Annotated in this window: 10 protein-coding genes; 2 read left to right on the forward strand and 8 right to left on the reverse strand. The window is 73.6% G+C overall.

Annotated elements, in window-relative coordinates; genetic code table 11:
* Positions 1-6: 6 nt before the first annotated feature.
* Together VT52_RS17425 and aceB are read left to right on the forward strand one after the other, a co-directional pair.
* Positions 7-615, forward strand: coding sequence for a nucleotidyltransferase family protein (locus VT52_RS17425; RefSeq protein WP_046427012.1), 609 nt, complete (start codon positions 7-9; stop codon positions 613-615).
* 184 nt (positions 616-799) lie between these two features.
* Complete coding sequence (gene aceB / locus VT52_RS17430; protein ID WP_046427011.1) at positions 800-2,425, forward strand: malate synthase A; 1,626 nt, start codon at positions 800-802, stop codon at positions 2,423-2,425.
* 66 nt (positions 2,426-2,491) lie between these two features.
* Here aceB and VT52_RS17435 read toward each other — a convergent pair whose 3' ends face one another.
* The 8 genes from VT52_RS17435 to VT52_RS17470 form a co-directional block, all read right to left on the reverse strand.
* Entirely contained in the window at positions 2,492-3,406 is a 915-nt protein-coding gene (locus VT52_RS17435) for a HipA family kinase (protein ID WP_046427009.1), read from the reverse strand.
* Positions 3,407-3,516: 110 nt separating this feature from the next.
* Positions 3,517-4,251, reverse strand: coding sequence for a 4'-phosphopantetheinyl transferase family protein (locus tag VT52_RS17440; protein ID WP_053055698.1), 735 nt, complete (start codon positions 4,249-4,251; stop codon positions 3,517-3,519).
* 54 nt (positions 4,252-4,305) lie between these two features.
* A complete protein-coding gene (locus tag VT52_RS17445; protein ID WP_046427005.1) occupies positions 4,306-5,631 on the reverse strand; it encodes an MFS transporter in 1,326 nt (441 codons plus the stop codon).
* Positions 5,628-7,184, reverse strand: coding sequence for an argininosuccinate lyase (gene argH, locus VT52_RS17450; protein ID WP_053055696.1), 1,557 nt, complete (start codon positions 7,182-7,184; stop codon positions 5,628-5,630). The genes VT52_RS17445 and argH overlap by 4 nt, the downstream gene beginning before the upstream one ends.
* A complete protein-coding gene (locus tag VT52_RS17455) occupies positions 7,181-8,482 on the reverse strand; it encodes an ATP-grasp domain-containing protein (RefSeq protein WP_046427003.1) in 1,302 nt (433 codons plus the stop codon). Before VT52_RS17455 ends, argH begins: the two co-directional genes overlap by 4 nt.
* Positions 8,479-9,537 carry a PLP-dependent cysteine synthase family protein gene (locus VT52_RS17460; RefSeq protein WP_046427000.1) on the reverse strand — a complete coding sequence of 353 codons (1,059 nt, stop codon included), beginning with the start codon at positions 9,535-9,537 and terminating at the stop codon, positions 8,479-8,481. Before VT52_RS17460 ends, VT52_RS17455 begins: the two co-directional genes overlap by 4 nt.
* Position 9,538: 1 nt before the next feature.
* Positions 9,539-10,456 (reverse strand): GHMP family kinase ATP-binding protein, encoded by a 918-nt coding sequence (locus VT52_RS17465; RefSeq protein WP_046426999.1) that lies wholly within the window; start codon positions 10,454-10,456, stop codon positions 9,539-9,541.
* Between the two features lie 251 nt (positions 10,457-10,707).
* On the reverse strand, positions 10,708-12,037 hold a 1,330-nt coding region (locus tag VT52_RS17470), incomplete at its 5' end, for an alpha/beta fold hydrolase (RefSeq protein WP_240509786.1).

Below are 12,037 nucleotides of genomic sequence, written 5' to 3' on the forward strand. Positions count from 1 at the left end.
GGAGCCATGACGGACATCGAGGAGCCCGCCGCGCGGGTCGCCGGCCTGGTGCTGGCCGCCGGGGGCGGCAGACGGCTCGGCGGACGGCCCAAGGCACTGCTGGAACACCACGGACGGCCCCTGGTCGAGCACGCGGTGGGGGTGCTGCGGGCGGCCGGGGTCGGGCGGATCCATGTCGTGCTGGGCGCGCGGGCCACGGAGGTGCGCGAGCGGGCGGAGCTGGACGGCTGCGCCCTGGTGGACAACCCGCACTGGGCCGAGGGCATGGGCTCCTCGCTGCGCGCGGGACTCGCCGCGCTCGCCCGGACGGACGCACGGGCGGCCCTGGTCTGCCTGGTCGACCAGCCGGGCATCGGACCCGAGGCGGTGGCCCGGGTCCTCGGGGCGTACGACGGCGAGAACGCGCTGGTCTCGGCGGCGTACGACGGGACGCGCGGGCATCCCGTGCTGTTCGGGGCGGCCCACTGGGCGGGGATCGCGGCGGCCGCCACCGGCGACCGGGGCGCCCGCGACTACCTGAAGGCCCACGAGGGAGCCGTCCGGCTGGTGGAGTGCGCGGATGTGGCGCGGCCCTACGACATCGACACCGAGGCCGACCTGAGCCACCTTGAGTGAACGGGGTGGCACCCGGCGTCAGCTTGCCTCGACCCGGAGAATCTCGACATCAACAAACCATTGAAGTTCCACGATGAGGAAACTAGTATCCACTGCTCAGAAGCGTCCGGCCGCACAGCGGGCGCGATTCATCCCTTTCGTGCCACTTGGCACGTGGTGCCACCGCTGAAGGAAGTGACAGCTCATGTCCGCACCAGCGCCGTCCCCGCTGGCCATCGTCGACGCCGAGCCCCTGCCCCGGCAGGAAGAGGTCCTCACGGATGCGGCGCTCGCCTTCGTGGCGGAGCTGCACCGGCGGTTCACCCCGCGCCGTGACGAACTCCTGGCCCGCCGGGCCGAGCGCCGCGCCGAGATCGCCCGCACCTCCACGCTCGACTTCCTGCCGGAGACCGCCGCGATCCGCGCGGACGACTCCTGGCGGGTCGCCCCGGCCCCGGCCGCGCTGAACGACCGGCGCGTCGAGATCACCGGGCCCACCGACCGCAAGATGACCATCAACGCGCTCAACTCCGGCGCCCGGGTCTGGCTCGCCGACTTCGAGGACGCATCCGCGCCCACCTGGGAGAACGTCGTCCTCGGCCAGCTCAACCTGATCGCCGCCTACAGCCGGGACATCGACTTCACCGACCCCGGCTCCGGGAAGTCGTACGCGCTGCGGCCCGACGAGGAGCTGGCGACCGTCGTCATGCGCCCGCGCGGCTGGCACCTGGACGAGCGGCACCTCGTCGACGCCGCCGGCGACCAGGTGCCGGGCGCGCTCGTGGACTTCGGCCTGTACTTCTTCCACAACGCCCAGCGGCTGCTCGACCTCGGCAAGGGCCCGTACTTCTACCTGCCGAAGACCGAGTCGCACCTCGAAGCACGCCTGTGGAACGACGTGTTCGTCTTCGCGCAGGACTACGTCGGCGTCCCGCAGGGCACCGTCCGCGCCACGGTGCTGATCGAGACCATCACGGCGGCCTACGAGATGGAGGAGATCCTCTACGAACTGCGCGACCACGCCTCGGGATTGAACGCGGGACGCTGGGACTACCTGTTCTCCATCGTGAAGAACTTCCGCGACGGCGGGCCGAGGTTCGTCCTGCCGGACCGCAACGCGGTGACGATGACCGCCCCGTTCATGCGCGCCTACACCGAACTCCTCGTGCGCACCTGCCACAAGCGGGGCGCGCACGCGATCGGCGGCATGGCGGCCTTCATCCCCTCCCGCCGGGACGCGGAGGTCAACAAGGTGGCCTTCGAGAAGGTCCGCGCCGACAAGGACCGCGAGGCGAACGACGGGTTCGACGGCTCCTGGGTCGCCCACCCCGACCTGGTGCCGATCGCCATGGAGTCCTTCGACCGGGTCCTCGGCGACAAGCCGAACCAGAAGGACCGGCTGCGCGAGGACGTGCACGTGTCGGCCGCCGACCTGATCGCCGTCGACTCGCTGGAGGCGAAGCCGACGTACGCCGGCCTGGTCAACGCCGTGCAGGTGGGCATCCGTTACATCGAGGCGTGGCTGCGCGGTCTCGGCGCGGTCGCCATCTTCAACCTGATGGAGGACGCGGCCACCGCCGAGATCTCCCGCTCCCAGATCTGGCAGTGGATCAACGCCGGCGTCGAGTTCGAGAACGGCCAGAAGGCGACGCCCGAGCTGGCCCGCGAGATCGCCGCCGGGGAACTCGGCAGCATCCGCGAGGAGATCGGTGAGGAGGCGTTCGCCGCCGGGCACTGGCAGGAGGCGCACGATCTGCTGCTGCGGGTGTCCCTGGACGAGGACTACGCCGACTTCCTGACACTGCCGGCGTACGAGCAGCTCAGGGGCTGAGCCCCGGCCGGTCTCGGGTGGCCCGGGGCTCCCGCCCCGGGCCACCCCGCCGTCTCTCCGGAACCGTCAGCGCAGGTGGACCGCTCCGTCGTGTTGCACGGCCGGCCTCCCGTGCAGGTCGGGGACCTGCTTCAGCCAGTCCGGGCGGCCCGCCTGGGTGCGGGCCGCGCGGGCGCTCTCCTCGGCGGCGAGCTGCTCTCGGCCCGGGAACTCGGTGGGCAGCCACTCGGCCGACAGCCGCACCCGGGCCAGCAGATAGCCGACGTAGGCATCCCGCACGTCGTCCGGCGTGGCGAACCCGGCGTCCTCGGCCAGCCAGGCGTCCGGCACCTCGGCGACGATCGCGCGCAGCAGCTCCCGGGTGACGCGCGGGGCGAGTTCGGCGTCGGCGGCGCGGACGTCGGGGCCGTACTGGCCGAGGGCGTGGTGGCGGAAGTCGTACCGCTTGCCCGGGGCCGTGGTGTCCCAGCGGTGGTGGAAGACGAGGGCGGCCCCGTGGTCGATGAGCCACAGCCGCGGCGGCACGGTGCCGAGGGTGGGCCACACCATCAGGTTGGAGCTGTGCACGGTGCGGTCGACGTTGACGGTCAGCGCGTCCAGCCACACAACCCGGCCCGCCTCCAGCGGGTCCAGCGGGAAGTCGCGGGCGAGTTCCGGGGTGAGGTCGCGGGCGCCCGGCAGATGATCCATGCCGAGGTTCACCCCCGCGCTGGCGCTGTGCAGCTCGCGCACCTCCTGGTGCGGCTCCGCGGCGGCGACGGCCGGGTCGAAGTGCACGAGGACCAGCTCGGGGAAGCGCAGCCCGAGCGCGCGGGCCAGCTCCCCGACGATCACCTCCGCGACCAGCGCCTTGTGCCCCTGTGCCGAACCGGTGAACTTCACGACGTACGTGCCCAGGTCGTCGGCCTCGACGATCCCGGGGACCGATCCGCCCGAGCGCAGGGGCTCGATGTAGCGGGTCGCGGTGACCTCTCTCAGCATCTCCTCACGTCACCAGCCTCTTGCGCCATGCGTTCCACGAGCGGACCCCGGAGGCACCGGGGTGCGGGAGCTTCCGGGTCCGGGCATGAGGTGAGCATAGACCGCGGGCGTCAGCCGGTGCCGGGGCCGGTGACGCGGGCCGGGCGTGGAGCGGTGGTGGTCATCGGTCCGCGCGTCGCCACCGAGGCGACGTAGCCGCGGTCCACCGGGACGTCCCGGAAGTGCCAGTCGACCCGGGGGCGCGGGCCGTCCGGGGCGCCCAGGCCGATGTAGTCCATGGCGGGGTCGCGGCCGAGGCCGGTGCCGAGGCCCTTCAGGTACGCCTCCTTGCGCGTCCACAGCCGGGCGACGGCCTGCGGGCGCCGGACCGGGTCGAGTGCCCACGCCTCCCGCTGCTCGTCGGGGTGCAGCATCAGGGCCAGCTCGCCGCTCCCCCCGATGTCGGGAACCAGCTCCACATCCACCCCGATCGGCTCTCCCGCGACGCCGATCAGCACCAGGTCGCTCCGGTGCGACAGCGAGAAGTGGAGATCGGCGGGGAAGCCGAGGAGGGCGGGGCGGCCGTGGGGTCCGCCGCAGCAGGGGCAGGTCTCCCGGGCGTAGCGGATCTCCGCGGGCGGCACCCCGAGATAGGACCCCAGCACCGCGCGCAACGTGCCGTGCGCCGCCGTGAAGCGGCCACGGTCCTCGGGTCTGGCGAAGGACGCGGACCGCTCGCGTTCGGACGCGTCCAGCGTGGCGGCGTTCAGGGTGATGTCCGAGGCGTCGGACAGCCTGAGCAGCCACAGGTCGGGGGAGCCCGGCGGCGGAAGACCGCGTCGTACGGGCTGGGGGGTGGATTCCACTGGGCTGCTCCCGGCCGTGGAGGGGGTGACGTACGCGGTCATACGAGGGGCCCGTCACATCGCGCCGGCCGTGGCCGAGCGCACCGGCACCGCCGCCGCCTCCGTCGCGCCCCGCTTCCCCGTCCCCGGCTCGGTGGGCAGGTCACGGCGCCCGGCCAGCGGTCTCACCAGCAGCAGCAGGCTGCTGAGCGCGAGTCCCGAGGTCAGCAGCCAGAGCGTCGGCCGCAGCCCGAGGGCCGTGCCGAGCGCCCCGCCGAGCAGCGCGCCGACCGGCACCGATCCGTAGTTGGCGACGGAGTAGCTCGCCGTGATCCGGCCGAGCAGTTCGGGCGGGCAGTACGTCTGCCGGAACGCGCCCTGGATGACGCTGCCGCAGACGACGCCCACCGACAGGCCCGCGAGGCCCAGGGCCAGGAGCAGGGACCGCGCGCCCTCGCCCGCCAACGGGATCAGCAGCCCCAGGGGCGCGGTGAGGAGTTTGCACAGCAGCATGCCGCGGGCCGTGCCGAAGCGCCGGGCCGTCGGGCCCGCGGCGAGGGCGCCGAGGAACCCGCCCACGCCGCCCGCCGCGAGCAGGCAGCCCACCGCGCCCTCGCCGACGCCCAGTTCACGCACCAGGAAGACGGTGAGGATGGCCTGGCAGCCGGTCAGCAGCAGGTTGGTGACCGACCCGTAGACCGTGAGCACCCGCAGATAGGGATCGCGCAGGGTGTAGCGCAGGCCCTCCCGGATCTCGGCGCGCAGTCCGGGGCGCGCCTGTGGCTTCCCGGCGCGCGGTTCCCGGCCGCGGACGGCGAGCAGGCACAGCGTGGAGACCAGGAAGGTCGCCCCGTCGGCCAGCAGCCCGCTCACCGCGCCGAGGGCCCCCGCCAGCAGACCGCCGGCGCCCAGACCGCCCAGCTGCGCCACCGACTCGCTGCCCTGGAGCTTCGCGTTGGCCGCGGACAGCTCCTCCCTGGGCACGACGGTCGGCAGATAGACGCGGTACGCCACCGAGAAGAGGACGCTCGCGCAGCCGGTCAGCAGGGCCACGGCGAGCAGCTGCGCCATGCCGAGGACGCCGCACCAGGCGGCGACGGGGACACTGGCCAGCAGCACCAGCGAACCCAGGTTGCAGGCGATCATCAGCGGGCGCCGGCGCACCCGGTCCACCCAGGCGCCCGCCGACAGCCCGAAGAGCAGCCAGGGCAGCCAGGCGGCGGCCGCCAGCACGCTCACCCACAGCGTGTCGGCGCGCAGGGTCACCACGGCCACCAGCGGCATGGCGACGCCGGAGACACTGCTGCCGAATTTGCTGACGGTCTCCCCGCCCCACAGGAGCCGGAAGTCGTGCCGGCGCCCCGGCCCGCCCCTCTCCTCCCGCTCTTCCCCTTCGGTCATGACGACTCGACCATCGCCCGCACCGTCGCGGCGAGCCGGTCGGCCGCGCGCGTCCAGCGCGTCCTGCGCGCCGCCACCTCGTCCTCCAGCCGTTCGAGTTCCGCCGTGAGCCGGCCGAGGGCCGCCTCGGCGGAGTCCGCGCCGGGGCCTCCGCCGTAGGCGTAGGCGGCGGCGACGTCGGCGGGGTCCAGCCAGGACGAGCCGTCCCCCGGTGCGAGGGCGGCGACCTCGGGCCGGTCGCGGCCCGCCTCGGTCAGCGAGACACCCCGGCCCAGGGCCGACAGCACCGTCTCCCCCACCAGATGGTGGGCCTTGCGGAACGGCATGCCGTCCATCACCAGGGACTCCGCCAGATACGTCGCCGTGGTGAAGCCGCCGGCGGCCCGCTCCTCCATCCGCTCGCGCTCCGGCTCCGCGCCGGCCACCACCAGCCGCAGCAGGGTGACCGCGTCCAGGGTGTCGCGCAGGCCCGGCCACAGGTGGCGTACCGACTCCGTGCCCACCGCGATGGCGTTGGTGAAGCCGGCCGTGCTCATCGCCGAGGAGGCGGCGACGAAGCTGCCGAGGGCGGCGCTCGACCGGCCCTGGATGTGCTCCAGCAGGAACGGGTTGCGCTTCTGCGGCATCATCGAGCTGGATCCGACCAGGTCGTCGGCCATCCGCAGCAGCCCGAACTCCTCCGACGTCCAGGTGCTCAGGTCCCGGGCGACCCGGGCCATCGTCACCCCGAGGGTGGAGCAGGCGGCGAGCAGGCGCAGCACGAAGTCGCGGGAGGCGACCGCGTCGACCGAGTTCGGTGCCGCACCGGTGAAGCCCAGCAGCTCGGCCGTGCGGTGCGGGTCGATCCGGACGGAGGTGCCGCCGACGGCACCGGCCCCGAGCGGGTTGACGTCGATCTCCCGGCCCGCCTCCAGCAGCGCCTCCAGACCGCGCAGCACCGAGCCGGCCACACCGGTGAGGTAGTGCCCGTAGGTGATCGGCACGGCGGGCTGGCCGTGGGTGTACGCGGGCATGGTGACATCGCGGTACACATCGGCCGCGGCCAGCAGGATGTCGGCCAAGTCGGCCACCTGGGCGAGGAGTTCGCCGTACGGGCCGCGTGTCTTCAGCCGCACTGTCGTCGCGTTGAGGTCGTTGCGGGAGCGTCCGGTGTGCAGCACACCGCCGATCCGCTCGCCGAGCCGCTCCACCAGCCTGCCCTCGTAGGCCAGGTAGACGCCCCGGGGCATGGGCATGCCGCGCAGGGCGGCGAAGTCGTCGTCGCGCAGGCCGGAGATGGTGTCCAGCAGGACCGCGACCCGGCCGGTGTCCACGATGCCGCGTTCGGCCAGCATGACCAGATGGGCCAGGTCCACCTCGCTGATCAGGCGCAGCTCCTGGACCAGGCCGTCCTGCCCGGAGCCGGAGCCCGGCAGGTACTGGTCGTAGACGATCCGGTGCGCCTCGCCGTTGAGCGTGGTCCGCAGCCGGCCGGTGTCGGCCCCGTCGCGAACGGCAGGTTCGGCCCGGCGGGTGATGGCGCCGAGCGCGTCGATGGCGTCGATGGCACTCATACGGTCTCCTTGCGGTCCGAGGCGGTGTCGCCCCGAGCGGGTGACCGGACCGCGGACGGCTCGGCCGAGGGGCGCAGCGCGCGGGCCAGCACGGCCGCCGCCTCCTGCGCCGCCCGCGCCGAGGCGGCGGCGGAGGGTCCGGTCGTGATCACATGGCCCAGCCGGCCGCGGAAGTCCTCGGCGGGCCCCACGGGCGCCTCCGGCGCGCGGTACAGCGCGGCGTCGACCACCCCCGGCACCGCCCGCGCCCGGGACAGCGCCTCCTCGACGGCGGCCGCCGGCCCGAGGGTGCCCGCCGCGTCGGCGGTGAGGAAGCGGATCGACGCCCCGGCGTCCCGGTCGCGCTCCAGCGAAACCGGCAGCCCGGCGGCCGCCCGTACCTGCGCGGTGACCAGGTCGATCCCGTGGGCGTGGCGCACCAGTTCGGGGATCATGCCGCCGGCCGGCCGCGGGTTGACCTCGATCACCCGGGGCGCCGCCCCGTCCAGCCGCAGCTCCACGTGCGCCGCGCCCCAGCCGAGGCCGAGGGCCCGCACGGCCGCGACCGCGCACGCGGTCAGGGCGTCCCGTTGCCGCGCCGGCAGGGCGGCGGGCAGGTCGTGGCCGGTCTCGACGAACACCGGTGGCGGACCGACATGCTTGGCCACGACCGCCACGGCCTCGTGCCCGACCACCTCGACCGAGAACTCCCGGCCCGTCAGATACGACTCGACCAGGATCCGGGTGGGCGCGGTCAGCCCCCGCTCGTTGGCGGTGGCCGCCAGCAGGGTGCCGGCGTGGTCGGCGACCTCCCCGAGGCTCGCGCACAGCCGTACGCCGACGCTTCCGGAGCCCTGCACCGGCTTGACCACGACGGGCAGGCCCAGCCGGGAGGCCGCGCCGACGGCCTCCGCGACCTCGCCGGCCTCCGCGAACCCGGGCACCGGCACCCCGGCACCGGCGAGGAGGCGGCGCTGTGACGCCTTGTCACGGCAGGCCCGCACGGCGTCGGCGGACGGTCCGGGCAGCCCGAGCCGGGCCGCCACCTCGGCGGCGGTGGCCACGAAGTACTCGGAGCTGGACAGCACGCCCGCGATCTCCGCGTCCGCGGCCAGTTCCCGCACCGCCGGCCAGAGGGCCGGCGGGTCGGCGGTGTCGACGACCACCGTGCGCAGCCCGTCCTCGGCGGCGTACGGATAGCGCCCCGGATCCGCGCTGAGCAGCACCGGTTCGATGCCCGCCGCCACCGCCCGCTGTGCGAACCGGCGGCCGGTGCCGGTGGTGTTGGACTCGATCAGGAGGAGCAGCCGGTCTTTCATGCGCTCGCTCCGGGCACCATCACGTCGTCGAACCGCCGGCGCGCCCACATCAGCCGTGACCAGGTCGCCGGCGCGTCCAGCGGGTGGTCGACCAGGGCGGGGCCCGCCGTGTTGGCGGCCGGGGTGATGCCCTGCTCGCGCAGCCAGGCCTCGTTGTACACGGTCGACTGGTAGCGGTAGCCCTCGTCCGGCAGTACGGCCACCACCGTGCTGTCGGGGTTCCGCCGCGCCCACCAGGAGGCGACCTGGAAGGAGGCGCCGCTGGTCGGGCCCATGAACAGGCCGTGGGTGCGGAACAGTTCATGGGTGGCGTGGAACGCCTCGGGCGCGGTGACCCAGTGCACCTCGTCGTAGGCCGAGTGCCGCACATTGCCCGGGTGGATGCTGCTGCCCAGGCCGCGCAGCATCCGGGGGCCGTCCGGTGTACCGAAGATGATCGAGCCGTGGGTGTCGACGCCGACCAGGTGCAGGGTCGGGTCGGCCGGCCGCAGCGCCGCCGCCAGACCGCCGGTGGAGCCGCCCGAACCGACCGGACCGACCAGGCAGTCCACCGAGCCGATGGTGTTGCCGATCAGTTCGGCGACCGAGCCGTACGCGGCCGGGTTGTCGGGGTTGTCGTACTGGCCCGGTACGAAGCTGTCCGGGCGCAGCAGGCGCAGTTCCTCCACCCGGGCGAGGCGGGCGCCCTGGATGCCGCCGGGCTGTCCGGTGTCCTCGACGATCTCCACGGTCGCGCCGAGCATCGTCAGCCGGGTGTACAGCTCCCGGTCGATCGCCGCGTCGCCGACGATGGTGAGGGGGTAGCCGCGCAGCCGGCACACCATGGCGAGGCCCAGGGCGAACGTACCGGAGGAGGTCTCGATGATCGGGGTGCCCGGCAGCAGGGTCCCGGCGGCCTCCGCCTGGTCGATGATGTAGCGGGCGGGCAGCAGCTTCATCAGGCTGAAGGCGGCCCCGTAGAGGTTGTCGGTGAGTCGGATGATGCGCGGGAGCTCGGTGGCTTCCACTACGGACGAGTGCACTTTGGCGGCACTCGCGACCACGGTCGTCGTCATGTCAGTCACCCGTCGTGAAGATCCACTGCTCGTGGATGCCCGTGCTGTGCAGAAGGTCTTTCGCGTGTTCGGTGCGGGCCTCGACGTCGCGGTCGTCGCGGTCGAAGAGGATGCCGGCGATGTCACCGCTGTGGGCGGCCTGCACCCCGAGGGCGCCGACCTCCCGGACGATCCGGCGGATCCGGTCGAGGTCCGGTATCGGCAGATGCCGCTGGTTGATCTCGGTGCTGGCCGTGGCCACCGCTCCCAGGAGGGCCGCGTCCTTCGTCTGGATGGCGTCGCGGAGCATGGCCTGGAGCTCGGCGAAGCTCCTGGTCTCCTCGGTGCCGTAGCTGGCCGGCGGGAAGGCGAGCGTGTCCACGCCCTGCCCGTTGTGCTGCGGCCGCGAGCCGAAACCGAGGACGCGCACCGGCGGCATACGGTAGCCGAAGTCCTCGATGACCTCGCCGTCGCGCTGCGCGAACAGTACCGACGTCTCCTCGAACATAAGGGAGTCGGAGGCCAGTTCGGCCTGTACGGCGAGCCGGGCCACGTCCTCGGGTGCCAGCGCGCTGACGAACGCGTCCTTCACCGCCCAGATGGTCGCGAGGACGTCGCTCGTCGAGGAACCGAAGCCGCGGCACAGCGGGACGTCGCCGGAGAGGTCGAGGTGACCGCCCACGGGGTGTTCCCCGTCCGGGCTGATCGCGGCGATGGTGAGTTCGGCCGCGCGCAGGGCCTTGGTCTTCCAGGCCGGGGAGACCGACAGTTCGGCACCGGGCGCCGGCATGAAGGCCGCGTGTGTCTTGTAGATGGTGCAGGGGAGCGTCACCAGACCCCTGGTGAGTCCGCCCTCGTGGGGGAAGACGCCCTGCAGGATCTCGCCGTGATGGATGGGAGCCGAAGCGATACCGAGGCGCCAGCCGGAATGATCAGCCATATCCCTTGCTTCCTCTGGAGGCCGGGCCGCTCCTTTGCGTACCGGGTCGGCCGTTCGGACACGTTCACGTTAGGGAAGCGCATCGGCCGGGTCCGGTGGCTGGGGCGGCAGTTCCCGGGCAGTCACCACGGTGCGCGGCCGCGGCCGGCGACCGACCGATGCCCGGAGACCGGGCGGCGGACGATGGGTGACGGGTCGTCGGCCGTCGGTCGGTGGCCGGCCGGTGGGGCGGGGGGCCGCCGGTAGCGGTCCTAACGCCTGGCGGGTCGCAGTCGGCCGGCCAGGACCTCTCCGATCGCGCGCAGCGGCTCGGGGTCGGTCATCTCGGCGTGCCGGCAGTCGATGCCGACCTCCTCGATCCGCCCGCGCACATACGGTGCCCAGGCCTCCGCGGCCGTCAACGGGGCCGGTGTGCCGATGGCGTTGAAGAAGAGCAGGTCTCCGCCGAAGGACAGGTCCGGCACATGGCGCAGCCGGATGTCCAGGTTGGCGATCGTCGCCTCGACGACGGCGGCCGCGCCCGGCCCGTCGAGCTCGCCGAACCCGGGTGCCCGGTCCCTTACGAGCCGTGCGAGTTCCCGTACGTCAGGCGCCCCGTCGGCGCAGTGGACGGACACGTCCGCCGGCACCTCGCCGAGCAGGCCGTGCAGTACGTCCCCGCCGGTGATCGGCCGCGGTTCGAAGCCCTCCGGCAGCGGATAGGCGTCCAGCAGCCCGAGGAGCCGTACCTCCTCACCCAGCCGCTCCAGCCGGGCGGCGACGGCGTGCGCGACCATGCCGCCGAAGGACCAGCCGATCAGGTGGTACGGCCCGTGCGGCTGGAGCGCGCGGATCGAGGCCAGGTAGTCGTCCGCCATCTCCGCGATGGAGGCGGGCCGGCGCTGGGGCTCGGTGAAGTGCCGGGACTGCAGCCCGATGACGGGGTGATCCTCCCCGATGTGCCGCAGCAGACCGGCGTATCCCCAGCTGATCCCGGAAACCGGGTGGACGCAGAACAGCGGCGGCGCCGCCCCGTCCGCCGGGCCCGGCACGCCCCGGGCCGAGCCGCGGATGCGCAGGACCGCCTCCAGCGGGTTGGCCCCGGCGCCGCCCGGACCGTCCGCGATGTGCTCGGCGAGCCGCGCGGGTGTCGGATGGCGGAACAGGTCGCTGATCGTCGTGTGCGTGCTCCAGATGGCGCGGATCCGGCTGATCAGCCGGGTGGCGAGCAGGGAGTGCCCGCCGCGGTGGAAGAAGTCGTCGTCCGCGGAGGCCGAGGGCAGGCCCAGGACCTCGGCGAACAGGGTGCACAGGACCTCTTCGGCGGGGGTGCGGGGGCCCCGGCCCGTGCCGGACTGGTCGTCGGGGCCTGGCTGGGGCAGGGCCCGGCGGTCGAGCTTGCCGTTGGTGGTGCGCGGGAGGGCGGCCAGCGGGACGTAGGCCGCCGGGACCATGTGGTCGGGGAGCGACGCGGCGGCGTGGGCGCGGAGGCCCGGGATGTCGATGCGGGCCCCGTCGAGGGGTGTCACATAGGCGATGAGGCCCTTGTTTCCCGGCCTGATCTCGCCGATGACCACGGCCGCCTGGGCCACGCAGTCGTGC

The organism is Streptomyces malaysiense (assembly GCF_000980885.2).
Taxonomy (GTDB): Bacteria; Actinomycetota; Actinomycetes; order Streptomycetales; family Streptomycetaceae; genus Streptomyces; species Streptomyces malaysiense.